The following is a 16,958-nucleotide window of genomic DNA, read 5'->3' on the forward strand; positions in this document are numbered from 1 at the left end:
CTTTTCCGCTATCCTCCGGACGACCGCAGCGCGAACGCCGAACGCGACCTCGCGCCTCCCCACGTCACCGGAATCGCCGCCCATGCCAAGCCCAACTTCGTCGACCGAACTCCCGACCATCGTCGTCATCGGCGCCTCCGGCCTGCTCGGCCGCGCGGTTGCAGCGTCGCTGGCCCGCGAATCGTCGCTGACGCTGCTCGCGACCATCCGGAACCCGCAAAGCACAGGCGCAAAACTTCTCGCGCTGCCCCCGGAAAACATCGCCCGACTCGACGCGCTCGACCAGCCGGCCCTCGAACACCTCTTCGAAACCCGCAAACCGGCCGCCGTCATCCTCTGCGCAGCCGAACGCCGCCCCGACGTCTGCGAACGCGACCCGGCCGCCGCGCGCGCCATCAACGTCACCGCGCCGGCCCGCATCGGCGCGCTCGCCGCGCGATATGGCGCATGGACGCTGGGCATCTCCACCGACTACGTATTCGACGGCAAGGCGGCCCCGTACCGTGAAGACGCCACGCCGAACCCGCTGAACATCTACGGCCGCACGAAGCTGGAAGGCGAAGCTGCGCTCCTCGCCGCATCGCCGCTGTCGTGCGTGCTGCGCCTGCCGTTGCTTTACGGCCCGGTCGCCGACTGGAGCGAATCGGCCGTCACGAGCCTCGTCCCCGCGATCGTCGCTTCCGCGCGCCCGGGTGCCGACGCGGTCGGCATGGATGCATGGGCGATCCGCTATCCGACCTACACGCCGGACGTCGCGCAAGTCATCCGCGACCTGACGCTGCGTCATCTCGCGGGCGCGTCCATCACGGGTATCCGTCATTGGTCGGGCGAGGAGCCGATGACGAAGTACGACATCGCGCAGCGGATCGCGGCCGCGCTCGGCATCGACGCATCGCTCGCGCCGATCGAGCAGCCGACCGATGCGACGCCGCGCCCGTACGACTGCCATCTGGACGCGTCGCGCGTGCGCGAACTCGGGATCGATTACGCGACGCCGTTCGATATCGCGTTGCGCACGGTGCTGCGCGATGCGCCGCAGGTGCCGTAGGATCGGGCGCCATCCGCGGCCTGGGGCGCACGCCCGACGCTGGCCTGCCGATTCGCCGCAAGTGCGAATCGCAAACACCGCGCGGCATCTCCCCGCGCACCTAGGCGCCAAGCCATGCAACTGAAATGGCTCGAAGATTTCGTCGAAGTCGCTCGCGCGGCTGCGGCGCGGGCCTGCCCGCCGGGTTTGACATCCCGTCGTCCCGGCCTTTAAAGTCCCGACGCGGGGCGGTGGGTCAAGCACACGCCCGGAACAGGCAGCCGATGTTCCAGGACTACGGGGCTACCCCGTGGATGAGATCGACACCCCGATGCGTCGCAAGGGGATCCGTTGCGCGTCGCGCAACGCAGCCCCTCGCAGTACCGGTCACGTTGACTCATCGTCCCGCCCATCTCTGGCTATGCACTCATTCCTGCGCGAAACCGTCCGCGTGATTGCCGAAGCGATGCTGGCCGGTTCGCCCGAACGCGGCGGCATCGTTGCGCGGATGGCGGTCGTACTCGGCGATGCGCCGCCGTGGGCGCACGAAACCGCGGATGCCGCGCTCGCGCGCTTCGGCTCGAACTGGGCCGACGCCGACATCGATGCGCTTGCGGCGGACCTGGCCGATGCGCCCGGGTTCGTGCGCGCGTGGTACGGCGACGACCGGCCGGCAGTGATCCGCGTCGTGCGTCGGCCGCCGGTCCAGCAGCCGTTGCCGGCACCGCTTGCCGGCTGCGACGTGCCGCATTGGGCGACGCCCGGCGATCTTGCCGCCTGGCTCGGCGTGAGCGTGCCGGAACTCGACTGGCTGTCCGACCACTGGCGCGTCGACGCACGCGGCGGCACGACGCCGCTGCATCACTACACGTACGCTGCGATCGACAAGCGCAGCGGCGGGTGCCGCGTGGTCGAGATCCCGAAGGGACGGCTGCGCGAAGCGCAGCGCCGCATCCTGCACGGGCTGCTCGATCGCATTGCGCCGCACGGCGCGGTACACGGCTTTCGCAAGGGGCGCGGGATCGTGTCGTTTGCGGCGCCGCATGCGGATCGCGACGTCGTCGTCCGCTTCGATCTCGCGGATTTCTTCGTGTCGGTGCGCGCCGCGCGGGTCCATGCGCTGTTCGTCGCGCTCGGGTATCCGGCCGAAGTCGCGCGCACGCTCACCGGGCTGTGCACCAACCGTGTGCCGTCGGCGCAGCTGCTCGCGCCGGACCTGCGCGAGCGGCTCGACTGGATCGCCCGGCAACGCTACCGCAACCGGCACCTGCCGCAGGGCGCGCCGACGTCGCCGGCGCTGGCGAACCTGGGCGCATTCCGGTTCGACATGCGGCTCGCCGCGCTCGCGCGTTCGCTCGATGCGACCTATACGCGCTATGCCGACGATCTCGCGTTTTCGGGCGGCGGCGCGCTCGCGCGCGAAGTCGAGCGGCTGCAGGTCAGGGTTGCCGCGATCGCGCTCGAGGAGGGCTTCGCGCTGCAACTGCGCAAGACCCGCGTAATGCGGCGCGGCACGCGACAGCAGCTGGCCGGCGTGGTCGTCAATCGTCATCCGAATCTGGCGCGCGATGAGTTCGATCTCCTGAAGGCCATCCTGACCAACTGCATCCGGCGCGGACCGGCGTCGCAGAATCGCGACGCACACCCGGATTTCCGCGCGCATCTCGCCGGACGCGTCGCGCATGCGGCCGCGCTGAACGCGGCGCGCGGCGCGAAGCTGCGCGCGCTGTTCGACCGGATCGCGTGGGATGCTCACGGCGTCGGCCGGTAAGGCGTCCTGGCAGGCATCGGCTTCGGCCGGCAAACGGCACGTCGGGCACGTCGTTCAGGCTCCGGCCCGCAACTCGTGCAACACGACGACGCGCACTGCTATCATTCGCGCCATGCCGCGCCGGTGTCAGGTGCGGCGCATGACCTGCCGCAGCCGTTCGCCGTGCATTCGTACGCGGCGTGCCGCGCGCTGCCGGCCCGACCCGATCTGTTTTTGACGCGCGACGTCGTTTCGTGCGCATCGCGCAAACCATGCCGGCTCGGCCAAACGATTCGCATATGTGACAGCACCGATCGGCGGAACTTCGTGGTAGGTTCGGCCATCGGAGTTTTTTGCAAAAACATGCCCAAAGAGGATGAATACATGACCCAGGCTCTGCAGGAACTCGAAGCACAACTTCGGGACCTGAACATCAAGCTGTCGGACGCAAAGCAGAAGGAGAAGCAGGCCGCGCTCGCGGCCTTCAAGGAACAGGTCGAGCTTCTGGGAATCACGCAGCAGGAAGTGCTGAGCGCGCTCGGCTACATCGTCCAGCGAAAACGCAAGGCGCCTGCCAAGTACTACGATCCGACGACCGGCCGCTCGTGGTCGGGCCGCGGCCCGCGGCCGAAATGGCTCGAAGGCAAGGATCTCGACACGCTCGTCGTCGATCGCGAGGCCAAGACCTGGTGGCCCGGGGACGATCAGGGCTGAAGCCCGCCGCGGCGCCGTCCGGTTCGCGCGCGCGGGCCGGCCGGCACCACCCGGCCAGCACAATGTCTTTCGTTCGGTGTCCGGCCTGATCGCGACATCGCCGGCCTTGCCGCCGACACCGGATCGCCGTTTTCCCGTTCATTGCCCGCCGATTCCCGCTCTCCGTCCCGGAAAGCGGGCGCGCGGCGCATCCTGACTCGTCGCCGACCATGCGGGCATGACGGACGGGAGCGGAGGGCGACGCGCGCCCGCATCGCCGCGCATCGGCACGTTCGCCGGCCCGTCATGCGCGGGCACAGGCCTTAGAATGTCGCCGGACTTTCGTGGCAGGACACCATGGCAGCAAACATCAAATCCCCGGCGCTCGACGGCTCGTCGGCCCCGCGCGCGGAGCAGGTCGGCCCCTACGCGTGGAAGGCGCTGGCCGGATCGGCGATCGGCTATGCGATGGACGGCTTCGACCTGCTGATCCTCGGCTTCATGCTGCCCGCGATCACGGCGGCGCTGCAACTGACGCCCGGGCAGGGCGGCGCGCTGGTCACGTGGACGCTGATCGGCGCGGTCGCGGGCGGCATCGTGTTCGGCGCGCTGAGCGACCGCTACGGGCGCGTGCGCGTGCTGACCTGGACGATCCTGCTGTTCGCGGTCTTTACCGGCCTGTGCGCGTTCGCGCGCGGCTTCTCGGATCTGCTCGTCTACCGCACCATCGCGGGCATCGGGCTGGGCGGCGAGTTCGGGATCGGCATGGCGCTCGCGGCCGAAGCATGGCCGGCGAGCAAGCGTGCACGCGTGTCGTGCTACGTCGCGCTCGGCTGGCAGGCCGGCGTGCTGCTGGCCGCGCTGCTGACGCCGTTCCTGCTGCTCCACATCGGCTGGCGCGGCATGTTCGTGGTCGGCGTGCTGCCCGCGCTGCTCGCGTGGGTCATGCGCAACAAGCTGCACGAGCCGGAAGCGTTCGTGCAGCGCGCGGCGCAGCCGAAGGCCAACGCGTTCCGCATGCTCGTCGCCGACGGCCGCACCGCGCGCACGAGCCTCGGCATCGTGATCCTGTGTTCGGTCCAGAACTTCGGCTACTACGGGATCATGATCTGGCTGCCGACCTTCCTGTCGAAGCAGATGGGCTTCTCGCTGACGAAGTCGGGGCTGTGGACGGCGGCAACCGTCGTCGGGATGATGATCGGCGTCTGGGTGTTCGGGCAACTGGCCGACCGGATCGGGCGCAAGCCGACGTTCCTGCTGTACCAGCTCGGCTCGGTCGCGACGGTCATCGCGTATGCGCGGCTGTCGGACCCGACGGCGATGCTGTGGGCCGGCGCGCTGATGGGGATGTTCGTCAACGGGATGGTCGGCGGCTACGGGGCGCTGATGTCCGAAGGCTATCCGACGGCCGCGCGCGCGACCGCGCAGAACGTGCTGTGGAATATCGGCCGCGCGGTCGGCGGCTTCGGGCCGGTCGCGGTCGGCGCACTGGCCGCGCACTACTCGTTCCAGACGGCCATCGCGTTGCTCGCCGGCCTCTATGTGCTCGACATGGTCGCGACGCTGTTCCTGGTCCCCGAGCTCAAGGGCGTCGAGCTCGAATGAGCGCGGCGGGTGTGGGCCCGCTTGCGGTCGGAACCCGATGCGATCGCACCCATCGCAACGACATCACCGGAAACCACGATGCGACCAAAGAATAAAACGATCGGCGTGATGGGCTCGGGCAAGGACCCGTGGCTCGCGTTTTCGGAACCGCTCGGCGCGTGGCTCGCGCAGGCCGGCTTCAACCTGCTGACGGGCGGCGGGCAGGGCGTGATGCTGGCGGTCGCGCGCGCGTTCGCCGGCGTGCCGGGGCGGGCCGGGCGATCGATCGGCATCCTGCCGACGCAGGCCGATCCGCTCGCGGGCTTCGTGCCGCTCGACGGTTATCCGCATCCGTTCGTCGACATCCCGATCCTCACGCCGCTGCCGCGCCGCGAGCCGGGCGCCGATCCGCGGACGATCAACCGCAACTACGTGAACGTGCTGAGCAGCGACCTGATCGTCGCGCTGCCGGGTGGCCACGGCACGGCCGAGGAGATTTCGCTCGCGCGGCGCTGGGGCAAGCCGCTCGTCTGCTTCGGGCCGGATGGCGCGTTTCGGGAGCTGGCTGCCGGCGCCGCATGCACGTCGTCGCTCGACGACGTGATCCGCTTCGTGGAAGACGCGTTTGCGCCGGAGCAGGCGCAGGTGGCGCAGGCGCTGAGATAGTTCACGCGTTCGGCTTCGACGGCTTGCGACCTGCCCGCCGCGCGGCGACGAACCGGGCGCGAACGTGTCTGCGTGACCCTGCGTGGCCTCTACGCGACCCGAATCCCGAGATTCTCGATCAGCATCGCCGCCTGGTCATAGGAGACGGTCGCGCCGCGAAGGACGCCGGACGCGAGCAGTTTGGGCGTACCGCTGAGATCCACGTCGCGCAGGTCGGCACCATCAAACTTCACATCGTTCAGATGCGCGTTGCGCAGGCTGCCGCCTTCGAAAACGGCGTCGCGAAAGTCCGCACCGGCGAGATCGGCGTCCGAGAAGTCGAGTGCCACGAGGCGGGTCTTCCGGAATGAAAAGCGCCGCAGGTTTGCGCCGACCAGCAACGTGTTCTCGAATTCGAGGCCGAGCGACTTGCATTCCTCGAAATCGGCCCCGGTCAGCCGGCATTCCTTGAAGCGGGCCGAGCTGAGCTTGCTGCGTCGCCAGCTCGTATTGTTGAGATCGCATGACTGGAACACGGCGTCCTCGAGATCCGACGATGCAAAGCTGGCCTGGCGGGCCCGGCACCGGATCCACGATGTCTGCGCCAGCGTGGCACCGACGAACGACGCTTCCGCGAGCGCGCATCGCTCGAATCGCGCGCCTCGCAAATCCAGGCGCGACAGGTCCGCGCCTTCGAGGTCGCAGTCCTCCAGATGGAGGGGGGCCGGCGAGCCTTCGACGAGATGCAGCAATTCGGCGCGATCCAGCGTGCGGCCGGTGATGGAGACTCCGCGGTTTGTCAGGTGATCCATGGTCATGTGAAGTGTTCGGGGCAAACAGTATCCGGATTTCGCGGTATCGCACGTTCGGTATCGCGCACCGCGAAATGTTGGTGCGCCGGGCGACGCCGTCGATCGACAGGCTGTCGATCCCGGTTGAAGTTCAGCAACCGGCCGGCCCCGGCCGGCTGAAACGCTGCTCGACCACCTCGGTTCCCCATTGCGTGCCCGCGGACTCGCCGGTCAGCGTAAAGCCGAACGACTCGTACAGATGGCGCGCCGAATCGAGGCCCTTGAACGTCCACAGGCAGGTTTCGCGAAACCGCTGCTCGTCGACGAAGCGCATGGCTTGCGTCAGCAACTGGCGCCCGATGCCCGATCCGCGCAACGCGTCGTTCACGATGAACCATCGCAGATGCGCGACGCCGGTCGCCGGGTTGCCGTCGATCGCGAGCGACGCGAGTGTCCGCCCGTCCTCCTGGCAGAGCCAGAGCGCCTTGCCGTCGGCCGGCAGCGCGCCCGCGAACTCGGCAAGTTCGGTCGCCACGCGCTTTTCGAAAAAGGCGCCGAATCCCCAGTGCTCCGAATAGAAGCGCGCGTGCAGGCTCGCGATGTCGCCGATGCAGCCCGGCTGGTAGCCTTCGCGGATCTGCGGCGTGTCGGGTGCCGCGGCGGGCGACTTGGCGGCGTTGTCTTGCGCGAGCGCATCGGCGTACAGCGCGAGCGAGCGCAGCAGCGTCTGCTGGTCGGCCGGAACCATGCGGCGCAGCGCATTCGACACCTGGTCCGTCGCGAACTGGTCGATTCTTTTCCGGAGCTTTTTTCCTTCGGCGGTGAGGGTCAGCTCGGTCGCGCGCGCGTCCTCGCTCGACACGCGCCGCTCCACGATACCGGCGGCTTCGAGCCGCGCGAGTTGCCGGCTCGTGTTCGATTTGTCCAGGCGCAGGATGTTGCCGAGATCCCGGGCGTTGATGCCGGGCGCCATCCCGATCTCGAGGATCGCGTGAACGGCCGAAGGCGCCCAGTCGCTGTCGGCCAGCGTCGCGCGCATGAAGCCGAGCTCGCGAACCAGTTTGCGGGAGAAGTCGCGAAGCTCGAGGATGGTCGCTTCGCGAGGCTTGGCGGGAGCGTCGATGAGATCCATGGTCTGCCTGAAAAGGTTGCGTGTCGCAATCGATAATAGTTGCGGATCGCAACTTGATCAAGGTGGATTTTCGGTGAAGCGGTGGCCCCTTCGGTCGCCGTCGGGGGAGCGGCGTTGAAATCGATCAAGGGGCCCGAGCAAGCTGGCCGTTTGGGGCCGTGAATGGTATCGGCGCAGATGGCGGAGTGTCGTGACGTGGATGCATACTCGATGCATTTGGTCGACCTGCGGGCAGGGGGCGACCGATCGTCGATCCGGTTGCGCAACCGCGGGCCATCAACCGGACGGGATGCATCGTTGTCGATCCAGGTCCACGGACCACGGAGATCACCATGAACAAGCTGTTGCCGATGACGATTGCGTTGCTTGCCGGATCCGGCATCGGCGCCGGACCGCTCCACGCTGCCGGCAGCATGGATGCGCCGCCCTGCAGCGCGGCGCATGCGGCGGACCAGGGCGGGAACGCCGCGATGCCGGGCACGTCGGTTCGCAGCTTTTCGACCGCCGGCTGCTCGGGCGCGGTGCTGCAGGGCGAACGGGCCACCGCGACGGTCGACGGCGATCGGGTCGAACTGCGGGACGGCATCGTCTATGTGAACGGCCGGTCGTACGGCGCCGTCACTCCTGCGCAGACGGTCGAATACGAGGCCGCGCACGACAGGCGCATATTGAAGGTCGACGGGAAAGTCCGCACGCCGCAGCGCTGAGCGCCGATTCCGGCTGTCGCCAACCGCGACGCGTCACGTCGTCTTCGGATCGCTGACTTCCATTCCCGCGCGCACGTCCTGCTGGATGCCGTACTGCGCGAACGGATCGCGCAGCCCGTTCCGCGACAGAGCGTCCATCCCCGCTCGCCTGTTCCAGCGCATCCGGCGCCGGCCCCTTCGACACGCCGGCGGGCGGCATACCGCGCTTATTCGACCAGCGTCAGCCGGCCGTCGCTGAGCCGCACTTCGCGCCCGACCCACGCCGCGTCGACGCGCGGCAGCACGGCCGACGGCTTGCGCAGCTCGCGCAGCAGCGTCGCGCCGTGCGACAGCCGGCCGCCCATGCGCGCGATCACGGCGCGCGCGGCCTGGTACTGCGCGTGCCGGCCCGGGTCGAGCGTGTCTTCCAGCAGGATGTCGTGGCCGAGCACGCCCTGCGTGTGGCCGGGATAGATCATGAAGCCGGTCGCCTCGTCGGTGCCTTCGCTGCCGTCCTGCCAGAAGCTGCCGTTGCGTTCGCGGCGCTCGGGATGAGGCGCGAACCACGCGTCGCGATCGGCGGCTGGCATCGCATGATGCAGGCGGAAGAACACGCGCATCAGGTTGTCGCGATACCACTCGCGCACCTGCAGATACCAGCCGCGCATGCCCGGCGCGCCGAGCGTATGGAGCACGCGAACCGGCAGCGGCCAGTCGGGAAACGCCTGCAACGGCAGGTCGGTGGCCGCCGGCCGCGCGGTGCCCGGATCGGTTTCCCACGGCAAGCGGTGCGGGCTGTCGTCGAGCTGGCCGTACACGGTCGGCGGGCGCCCCCACAGTGCGCCGCCGCTGCTGGCGAGCGATGCCGCGATGCACAGGTTGCCCTGCACGACGAACACGTAGAAGCGCGTGAACCAGTCGGCCAGTTGCCGGCCGTCGGCGCGCTGCTCGACGAGCGTCGCGAGTTCCCGGTCGAAGCGCCGCAAGCCGTGCTCGAGCGTCGGCAGGTGCGTGCGCGCGACGCGCAGCATGCGCCAGAACACCGGCAGCGATCGCAGCAGGCGCAGCGGTCGCCAGCGCAGCGGCGGCGTCGCGCCGCCGATCTCGCCGCTGTAGTTGCCGGCCGATACGCCCCAGTCGGCGAGGCGCGCCAGGAACAGGTCGTTGTTGATGTACGACGCGCCGCCATAGAGCGCGGTGAACGGTTCGTTGTCCTGCAGCACGCGTGCGTCCCAGCGCGCCATGACGGCCGGGATGCTGCCGGCCGCGCGGCGTTGCGCATACTCGACCAGCCGGCTCGGCTGCGGCGGCAGGATCTCGGCGATGTTGGCCGAGGTCAGGTGCCGGTGCCAGCCGTAGCTGCTGATCGGGCGGTACTGCAGCAGCCACAGTTGCGTGCCGTCCCACGCCCATTCGACGTCGCCCGGCACGTAATGGAACGCGCGCAGCACGCGTTGCAGGAAGGTCCACAGTTGCGTCGCGGTCAACCCGTGCGCGGTCGGGAACGTGCCGCTCTGCCAAGGCTCGCCGAGCCGCGACAGGATCGCGCGCTGCGGGCTCGCCTGCCCGTCGGCGAGCGTTTCGAGGTGGCCCTGCACCCATTCGACTTCGACCGCGAGATGACGCACGAACGCGATGCCGGACAGCACGGGCGTGACGAAGCGCTGCACGACCGCTTCCTCGAGTCCGCCGTCGAGCAGCTCGGCCACGCGTGCGGCCGCCTGCGACGCCGGCACGCGCAGGAACGTCGTGTGCAGGCCGGCGTTGGCCGCATCGGCCTGGTCTTCGCCGTGACTCGACGAGCGGATCGCCCACTCGGCATCGGGCTGGCTCGCGAGAAAGCCGGGCAGGCGCGGGTCGTCGGCGCGGGTGAGCGATAGCGCGGGCGGCACCGGCAGCCCGGCCATCGCGGCCAGCGCCAGGCGTCCGCCTTTCGTGTGCGCGACGAAACCCGCGTCGCCTGCTTCGAGCCACTGCGCGAAGGTTGCCGGTGCATCGATCCACGGATAGTGTCCCCAGCCGGCCTGCAGCGTGACGGTGAGGTCGGCGCGCGCGAGGATCGCCGACCACGCGGCGGCCTGGCGCACGCCGAGCACGTTGTCCTGGTCGCCCCACACGAGTTCGATGCGATCGGTGATCCATTCGAGCAGCGGCAGCGCGGTATCGGCGCGCACGAGATCCCAATGCGGCAGGAACGCGCGGCAGCGCGCATAACCGGCGCCCATGCGGCGGTACTGCGCGGGTGTCCAGGTCTGGTTCGAGAACTTGCGTGCGAACAGCGTCGGGTAGTGCGAGAGCAGCCAGTGGATCGCTTTGCGCAGCGGCTTCGGCGCCATCAGTTTCGGCAGGCGCCGTTCCCACAGGAATGCACCGACGGGCGCGAGCAGCACGCTGCGGCTGAAGTGGCCGGAGCGCCGCTGCAACGCGTGCAGCACCAGCAGTGCATTCACGCCGACCGCCATGATCGCGTGGCCCGGTTCGGTCGCGTCCAGCAGCGCTTGCGCGTAGGCGGCGAGGTCTTCGCACGGCGGCGCGGGATTGTCGCCGAAGCCCGGCAGTTCCAGCGGCACGGGTTGGTAGCGGCGGAAGTGGGGCAGCGCATCGTCCCACCAGTCGGCCGCGCTGCCGTTGCCGGCGAGGAGGTACAGGATCGGTTTGCTCATGGTGGCTTCGTCGGTCGACGATCGTCGCGGTTGCGCTCGCCCGATTACGCGGCGGCGTCAGCGGATGCCAAGGGCCTCTTTCGCATTGCGTCGATGCGAGCGGAATCGGGGCGTGGCCGCGTTCGGATTGATTATTGCGGGCATTCTACGCGAGTCGATTCTTTGCGATTTTCATTCCGGGGTTCGGATTTTTCGATGCGCGATCGATACGCGTTACCCGGTTGTCGATTGACCGGCATGTCGAGCACGATTCCATTCAGGCGCGGGTCATGGATTTACGTGCGCAAAGAATCCCGATGCCGGCAATGAAGCCGTAACCGGTGCTGCTTACGCGTCGACGTCCGACGCGGCGCGCGGCGTCTTGCCGGTCCAGCGCCGGTACGCATGACGGAAGCTGCGCGGCTCGCTGTAGCCGAGACGTTCCGCGATCGCCGCGACCGTCAGCGTGTGGTCGTCGAGCATTCGCACCGCTTCGTCGTGACGCACTTCGTCGAGCAGCGACTGAAACGTGATGCCGTCCTTGTCGAGCCGCCTGCGCAGCGTGCGTTCGGTCAGGTGCAGCGCATCCGCGAGCGACGTCATCGACTTGAAGCGCGACAGGTCGCGCGCCATCAGCTCCTTCGCGCGATCGGCGAAGCGCGTGCCGACCGACGCGGCCCACTGACGTTCGAGCGCTTCGCACTGGTAGTGCAGCGCGTTGAAGCTGACTTCGTTCGCGAGGCGCGGCGTTTCCGTGCCGTTCACGGACGTGAACACGAGACGGTTGTCGCCCGCATTGAACGCGACCTTGCAGCCGAAGTGGCGCGCATAGTCGGCCGCGTTGCGCGGCGTGCGGCGCGCGAGCTGCAACTGCTCGGGCCAGACCGGCTTGCCGACGAGATCGGACACGATCAGGCGCAGGCTGGACAGGCACATGTCGACCTGGAACACCTCGAGATCGGGCTCGCCGTTGTAGCGGCCGATCGTCACGCTCATGCCGTCCGCGTGCGCATCGATACGCACATCGAAATACAGCCCCATGAACAGCGGAAACTGGCTCATGCAGCGGAACGCCTGCATCACGGAGCCGCTGATCAGCATCGCGTAGCCGGCGAGGCCGAGTGTCGACACGTGCAGCCGCGCGCCGATCGACAGCCCGATCGACGGCACGCCGCTGCAGCGCAGCAGGTTGCGGAAACAGCGCTGCTCCTGGCCGCGATTCACGTGCAGGTTCGGCGACGCGACTTCGTCCGCGCCGAGCCCGGTGCCTTCGAGCAGCGCGGCGCCGTCGATGCGCCGCACGCGGCACTCGTCCAGCGCGACTGCGATCGCATGGACGGTGGCGGGAATGTCTTCCTGGCGTCCGGCCGGACGCGCGAGGCCGAGCGACGAACGCAGGCTGCGCTCGGCCCTGCTCTGGTTTCGATGGGAGCGGCTGTCCATGGTGCGGATGCGGCGACGGGATCGCGTAGAACATAGCCGGAATGTCCGCAAAATGCCAGTGCGGCACAGCACCATTCATGACTGGCCGGCGCGACGCGCGGCGATGTGTCCGAAAATATCCCTCGATTACGTCCGCTTTTCTCATTCGTCGTCGATTTTTTGGCGCACCACACTCGTTTCCGAATCGTGCAATGCACGCGTTGCCGACGAAACGGGTGTTGACGTCATGAACGAAATCCACGTGAGGACAGCATGAACAACGACAGGCCAGGTCGATCCGCATCGGTCGCTTCGGCGAACGACTCGGAGCCGCACGCGCATCGATGCGACGCAACCGGACGACGCAACGCGCATCCGCTCGGACTGTTCACGCTGGTGATCTTCGGCCTCGCGTACATGCTGCCGATGACGGTGTTCACGACCTACGGGATCGTCACGAGCGAGACGAACGGGCATCTGACGGCCGCGTATGCGGTCACGCTGGTCGCGATGCTGTTCACCGCACGCAGCTACGGCCACATGGCGCGGCTGATGCCGAGCGCCGGGTCGGCCTATACGTTCGCGAGCCGCAACTTCGGCACGTCGGCCGGTTTCATGGTCGGCTGGGCGCTGCTGATGGACTACCTGTTCATCCCGATGATCAGCTACCTCGCGATCGGCATCTACATGAAGCAGCTATTCCCGGCCGTGCCGGCCAGCGTGTGGATCGTCGCGAGCATCGCGCTGGTCACCGGGCTGAACATCGTCGGCATCCGGCTCGTCAATCGCGTGAACCTGATCCTGATCGCGAGCCAGCTCGTGTTCATCGCGATCTTCGTCGTCGCATCGGCGCGGGTTGCGAGCGGCGAAGGACTGTCGATGGCCGTCGCGTTGCCGTCGTCGGGCGATGCGCGTGCGATCTTCGCCGGGTCCGCGATCCTGTGCCTGTCGTTCCTCGGCTTCGATGCGGTCACCACGCTGTCCGAGGAAACGCGCGAGCCGCGCCGCACGGTCCCGCGCGCGATCCTGCTCTGCACACTGGCGAGCGGCCTGCTGTTCATGCTGATCGCGTATATCGGGCAAGTGGTGTTTCCCGACTGGCACGCGTTCAAGGATCTCGATTCGGCCAGCCTCGAACTGATGCGGCGCATCGGCGGCGGCACGCTGTCGGCGCTGTTCGTCGCGGTGTACGTGGCGGGCTGCTTCGCAAGCGCGATGGCCGGGCAGGCGAGCGTGACGCGCGTGCTGTTCGCGATGGGCCGCGACCGGGTGCTGCCCGAGCGCGTGTTCGGCCACCTGCATGCGCGGCTGCACACGCCGGTGCGCGCGACGCTCGCGGTCGGCGTCGTGTCGCTGTCCGCGCTGTTCGTCACGCTCGATCTCGCGTCGACGATGATCAGCTTCGGCGCGCTCGTCGCATTCGCGATCGTGAACCTGTGCGTGATGCGCAGCTATCTGTGCCGGCCCGAGCACCGCCATGCCGCGGGCTGGATCGCGTTCGGCGCGATGCCGGCGATCGGCTTCGCGATGAACGTGTGGCTCTGGTCGGGGCTGTCGCGCCAGACGTTCTACGTCGGCATCGGCTGGCTCGTGCTCGGGCTCTGCCAGCTCGTGTGGCTGACGCGTGGCTTCACGCGCCCGGCGCCGACGCTGTCGATGAATTAACGACCGGCCGCGCACTGCCGGTTTTGAAACCCTGAAGGAGGAACGACCCATGAACGCCGTTGACGTCAATCTCGATGCGGACCTGCAGGCGCTCGGCAAGCGTCACCTGCTGATGCACTTCACGCACGCCGATGCGTATCGCGACAACGCGCTGACCGTGTTCGACCGCGGCGAAGGCTGCTGGCTCGTCGACCGCAACGGCAAGCGCTACTTCGATGCGCTGGCCGGGCTGTACTGCGTGCAGGTCGGCTACAGCCACGGCGCGGAGATCGGCGACGCGATCCGCGAGCAGATGGTGCGGCTGCCGTTCGCCACCAACTGGGGCTATGGCCACGAACCGGCGATCCGTCTCGCGCACAAGCTCGCGGCGCTCGCGCCGGACGGCCTGAACCGCGTGTTCTTCACGTCGAGCGGCTCGGAGTCGAACGAATCGGCGATCAAGCTGGTGCGCCAGTATCACCAGTCGCGCGGCGAGCCGCAGCGGCGCAAGTTCATCGCGCGGCGCGTCGCGTATCACGGCACGTCGTTCGGCGCGCTGGCACTGAACGGGATGACGAACTTCCGCAAGCATTTCGAGCCGCTGATGTCGGGCGTGCGACATGTGGGCAACACGAAGCGCTACGGCCGTCCGGCGGGCGAGACGGAAGCGCAGTTCACGCGCCACCTGCTCGACGAGATCGAGTCGCTGATCGTGCAGGAGGGGCCCGATACGGTCGCCGCGATCGTCGTCGAGCCGCTGCAGAACGCGGGCGGCAGCCTGACGCCGCCGGCCGGCTACGCGGCCGGGCTGCGCGACATCTGCGACCGGCACGGCGTGCTGCTCGTCGCGGATGAAGTGATCTGCGGGTTCGGGCGGCTCGGCGAATATTTCGGGTCGGCGCGCTACGGGCTGAAGCCGGACATCATCACGTTCGCGAAAGGCATTGCGTCGGGCTACGTGCCGCTCGGCGGCGTGATCGCGAGCGACGCGGTCGTCGACACCGTGCTCGACGGGCCGCAGCAGATGTTCCTGCACGGCGCGACGTACGGCGGCCATCCGGTCGCATGCACGGCCGCGCTCGCGAACCTCGCGATCATGGAGCGCGAAGGTGTGCTCGCGAACGTCCGCGACAACGAAGCGGTGTTCCGCCGGACGCTCGACGGCTTGCTCGAACTGCCGTGCGTCGGCGACGTGCGCGGCGACGGCTACCACTACTCGCTCGAACTCGTGACCGACAAGGCCGCGCGCCGCTGGTCGGCCGATATCGGCGCGCAGGCGTTCGTGTCGACGCTGCTCGCACCGGCGATCTTCGACGCGGGGCTGCTGTGCCGCGCGGGCGTCGATCACGAAGGCACGCCGATCGTGCAGTTCTCGCCGCCGCTCGTGATGTCGCGCGACGAGATCGTGTGGTTCGTCGCGCAGATCCGCGACATCCTCGTCGAGTCCTACTCACGGGCGACGCACTGAGCGCGCCAACTTTCCTTTCTGGAGCATTCGATGCGAACGGCACAACAGTCCTATATCGGCGGCCAGTGGCTCGATCCGGCCGATGCACGGTCGATCGACGTGATCGACCCGGCCACCGCGCGGCCGTATGCGCAACTCAGGATCGGCGGCGCGGCCGACGTCGACCGCGCGGTCGGTGCGGCGAAGCAGGCCTTCGACGCGTACTCGCGCTGGTCCGTGGACGAGCGCGTCGCGCTGCTGCAGCGCATGCTCGAGATCTATCGGCGCCGCTACGAAGAGGTCGCGCAAACGATCAGCCAGGAGATGGGCGCGCCGATCGCGTTCGCGCGCGCGATGCAGGCCGCGGTCGGCACCGCGCACCTCGAACAGACGATCCGCGCGCTGCAGTCGTTCCGCTTCAGCACGCAGACCGATTCGCTGCTGGTGTCGCACGAGCCGATCGGCGTGTGCGCGCTGATCACGCCGTGGAACTGGCCGATCAACCAGATCGTGTGCAAGGTCGCGCCGGCGCTCGCGGCCGGCTGCACGATGGTGCTCAAGCCGAGCGAGATCGCGCCGTTCAGCGCGATCCTGTTTGCCGAAATCCTGCACGAAGCCGGTGTGCCGCCCGGCGTGTTCAACCTCGTGCACGGCTACGGGCATGAAGCGGGCGATGCGCTGTCGCGGCACCCGGACGTCGACATGGTGTCGTTCACGGGTTCGACGCGCGCGGGCGTCGAGGTCGCGAAGGCGGCCGCCGATACCGTGAAGCGCGTGCACCAGGAGCTCGGCAGCAAGAGCCCGAACCTGATCCTGCCCGACGCCGATATCGACGATGCGGTCACACGCGGCGTGCGCAGCTGCTTCAGCAACAGCGGCCAGTCGTGCAACGCGCCGACGCGCATGCTCGTGCATGCGGATCACCTGGCGCTGGCCGAGCAGGCCGCGCGCCGCGAGGCGGAACGCACCGTCGTCGGCGATCCGCGTGCGCCGGAAACGGGCATCGGGCCGGTGGTCAGCCGCACGCAGTTCGACCGTATCCAGCACTTCATCCGGCTCGGGATCGAAGAGGGCGCGACGCTCGTCGCCGGCGGCCCGGGGCGGCCGGACGGGCTCGGCGACGGCTTCTACGTACGGCCGACGGTGTTCTCGAACGTCACGCCGGGCATGACGATCGCGACCGAGGAAATCTTCGGGCCGGTGCTGTCGATCATGACTTACCGGACCGAGGACGAGGCCGTCGCGCTCGCGAACGATTCGGTGTACGGGCTCGCGGCCTACGTGCAGTCGAAGGATCTCGAACGCGCGCGCCGGATCGCGGCACGGCTGCGTGTCGGCAACGTCCACATCAACTATCCGGCGTGGAACCCGGCCGCGCCGTTCGGCGGCTACAAGCGCTCGGGCAACGGGCGCGAGTATGCGGAGTTCGGCCTCGTCGAGTATCTGGAGACGAAGGGCACGACGGGGTACACGGAAGGCGGCGCGCGATAAAGAC

At 68.4% G+C, this 16,958-nt stretch carries 13 protein-coding genes; 9 read left to right on the forward strand and 4 right to left on the reverse strand.

Features of this window, described 5'->3' with window-relative positions; all coding sequences use genetic code 11:
- The first annotated feature begins 82 nt into the window (after positions 1 to 82).
- The 5 genes from MRS60_RS30980 (at position 83) to MRS60_RS31000 (ending at position 5,720) form a co-directional block, all read left to right on the forward strand.
- Entirely contained in the window at positions 83 to 1,048 is a 966-nt protein-coding gene (locus MRS60_RS30980) for a dTDP-4-dehydrorhamnose reductase family protein (protein ID WP_243567222.1), read from the forward strand.
- A 400-nt stretch (positions 1,049 to 1,448) separates the two neighbouring features.
- Entirely contained in the window at positions 1,449 to 2,798 is a 1,350-nt protein-coding gene (locus tag MRS60_RS30985; protein WP_243567223.1) for a reverse transcriptase family protein, read from the forward strand.
- 363 nt (positions 2,799 to 3,161) lie between these two features.
- Positions 3,162 to 3,491: an H-NS family nucleoid-associated regulatory protein gene (locus MRS60_RS30990; protein WP_034182616.1), complete on the forward strand. Its 330-nt coding sequence runs from the start codon at positions 3,162 to 3,164 to the stop codon at positions 3,489 to 3,491.
- A gap of 336 nt (positions 3,492 to 3,827) precedes the next feature.
- The gene (locus MRS60_RS30995; RefSeq protein WP_243567225.1) at positions 3,828 to 5,075 is read left to right on the forward strand and encodes an MFS transporter; all 1,248 of its coding nucleotides are present in this window, start codon (positions 3,828 to 3,830) and stop codon (positions 5,073 to 5,075) included.
- Positions 5,076 to 5,153: 78 nt separating this feature from the next.
- Positions 5,154 to 5,720, forward strand: coding sequence for a DNA-binding protein (locus MRS60_RS31000; RefSeq protein WP_243567227.1), 567 nt, complete (start codon positions 5,154 to 5,156; stop codon positions 5,718 to 5,720).
- 89 nt (positions 5,721 to 5,809) lie between these two features.
- Here the strand turns inward: MRS60_RS31000 and MRS60_RS31005 are convergent, their stop codons facing one another.
- Positions 5,810 to 6,511, reverse strand: coding sequence for a pentapeptide repeat-containing protein (locus tag MRS60_RS31005; protein WP_432207866.1), 702 nt, complete (start codon positions 6,509 to 6,511; stop codon positions 5,810 to 5,812).
- Positions 6,512 to 6,641: 130 nt separating this feature from the next.
- Positions 6,642 to 7,622: a bifunctional helix-turn-helix transcriptional regulator/GNAT family N-acetyltransferase gene (locus MRS60_RS31010; protein ID WP_105391988.1), complete on the reverse strand. Its 981-nt coding sequence runs from the start codon at positions 7,620 to 7,622 to the stop codon at positions 6,642 to 6,644.
- Positions 7,623 to 7,954: 332 nt separating this feature from the next.
- Here MRS60_RS31010 and MRS60_RS31015 point away from each other — a divergent pair, with 332 nt between their 5' ends.
- Entirely contained in the window at positions 7,955 to 8,329 is a 375-nt protein-coding gene (locus MRS60_RS31015) for a S26 family signal peptidase (RefSeq protein ID WP_243567230.1), read from the forward strand.
- Positions 8,330 to 8,535: 206 nt separating this feature from the next.
- On the opposite strand, the gene MRS60_RS31020 is transcribed toward MRS60_RS31015, so the two are convergent.
- The gene (locus MRS60_RS31020) at positions 8,536 to 10,971 is read right to left on the reverse strand and encodes a PEP-utilizing enzyme (RefSeq protein WP_243567232.1); all 2,436 of its coding nucleotides are present in this window, start codon (positions 10,969 to 10,971) and stop codon (positions 8,536 to 8,538) included.
- A gap of 327 nt (positions 10,972 to 11,298) precedes the next feature.
- The gene (locus MRS60_RS31025; protein ID WP_243567234.1) at positions 11,299 to 12,393 is read right to left on the reverse strand and encodes an AraC family transcriptional regulator; all 1,095 of its coding nucleotides are present in this window, start codon (positions 12,391 to 12,393) and stop codon (positions 11,299 to 11,301) included.
- Between the two features lie 252 nt (positions 12,394 to 12,645).
- Between MRS60_RS31025 and MRS60_RS31030 the strand changes: the two genes are divergently transcribed.
- The 3 genes from MRS60_RS31030 to MRS60_RS31040 are packed head-to-tail and all read left to right on the forward strand — an operon-like array spanning position 12,646 to position 16,954.
- On the forward strand, positions 12,646 to 14,037 hold the full coding sequence (locus MRS60_RS31030) for an APC family permease (RefSeq protein WP_243567236.1): 1,392 nt from the start codon (positions 12,646 to 12,648) through the stop codon (positions 14,035 to 14,037).
- Between the two features lie 49 nt (positions 14,038 to 14,086).
- Positions 14,087 to 15,484 (forward strand): aspartate aminotransferase family protein, encoded by a 1,398-nt coding sequence (locus tag MRS60_RS31035; RefSeq protein WP_243567238.1) that lies wholly within the window; start codon positions 14,087 to 14,089, stop codon positions 15,482 to 15,484.
- A gap of 30 nt (positions 15,485 to 15,514) precedes the next feature.
- Positions 15,515 to 16,954, forward strand: coding sequence for an aldehyde dehydrogenase family protein (locus MRS60_RS31040; RefSeq protein WP_243567239.1), 1,440 nt, complete (start codon positions 15,515 to 15,517; stop codon positions 16,952 to 16,954).
- Positions 16,955 to 16,958 lie beyond the last annotated feature (4 nt).

This window comes from Burkholderia pyrrocinia (assembly GCF_022809715.1).
In the GTDB taxonomy this organism is placed as follows: Bacteria; Pseudomonadota; Gammaproteobacteria; order Burkholderiales; family Burkholderiaceae; genus Burkholderia; species Burkholderia pyrrocinia_C.

Excerpts from the sequence above, each read along its gene's own strand:
- MRS60_RS30980 (WP_243567222.1), top strand. The coding sequence starts at position 83 with ATGCCAAGCCCAACTTCGTCGACCGAACTCCCGACCATCGTCGTCATC.
- MRS60_RS30985 (WP_243567223.1), top strand. The coding sequence starts at position 1,449 with ATGCACTCATTCCTGCGCGAAACCGTCCGCGTGATTGCCGAAGCGATG.
- MRS60_RS30990 (WP_034182616.1), top strand. The coding sequence starts at position 3,162 with ATGACCCAGGCTCTGCAGGAACTCGAAGCACAACTTCGGGACCTGAAC.
- MRS60_RS30995 (WP_243567225.1), top strand. The coding sequence starts at position 3,828 with ATGGCAGCAAACATCAAATCCCCGGCGCTCGACGGCTCGTCGGCCCCG.
- MRS60_RS31000 (WP_243567227.1), top strand. The coding sequence starts at position 5,154 with ATGCGACCAAAGAATAAAACGATCGGCGTGATGGGCTCGGGCAAGGAC.
- MRS60_RS31005 (WP_432207866.1), bottom strand. The coding sequence starts at position 6,511 with ATGGATCACCTGACAAACCGCGGAGTCTCCATCACCGGCCGCACGCTG.
- MRS60_RS31010 (WP_105391988.1), bottom strand. The coding sequence starts at position 7,622 with ATGGATCTCATCGACGCTCCCGCCAAGCCTCGCGAAGCGACCATCCTC.
- MRS60_RS31015 (WP_243567230.1), top strand. The coding sequence starts at position 7,955 with ATGAACAAGCTGTTGCCGATGACGATTGCGTTGCTTGCCGGATCCGGC.
- MRS60_RS31020 (WP_243567232.1), bottom strand. The coding sequence starts at position 10,971 with ATGAGCAAACCGATCCTGTACCTCCTCGCCGGCAACGGCAGCGCGGCC.
- MRS60_RS31025 (WP_243567234.1), bottom strand. The coding sequence starts at position 12,393 with ATGGACAGCCGCTCCCATCGAAACCAGAGCAGGGCCGAGCGCAGCCTG.
- MRS60_RS31030 (WP_243567236.1), top strand. The coding sequence starts at position 12,646 with ATGAACAACGACAGGCCAGGTCGATCCGCATCGGTCGCTTCGGCGAAC.
- MRS60_RS31035 (WP_243567238.1), top strand. The coding sequence starts at position 14,087 with ATGAACGCCGTTGACGTCAATCTCGATGCGGACCTGCAGGCGCTCGGC.
- MRS60_RS31040 (WP_243567239.1), top strand. The coding sequence starts at position 15,515 with ATGCGAACGGCACAACAGTCCTATATCGGCGGCCAGTGGCTCGATCCG.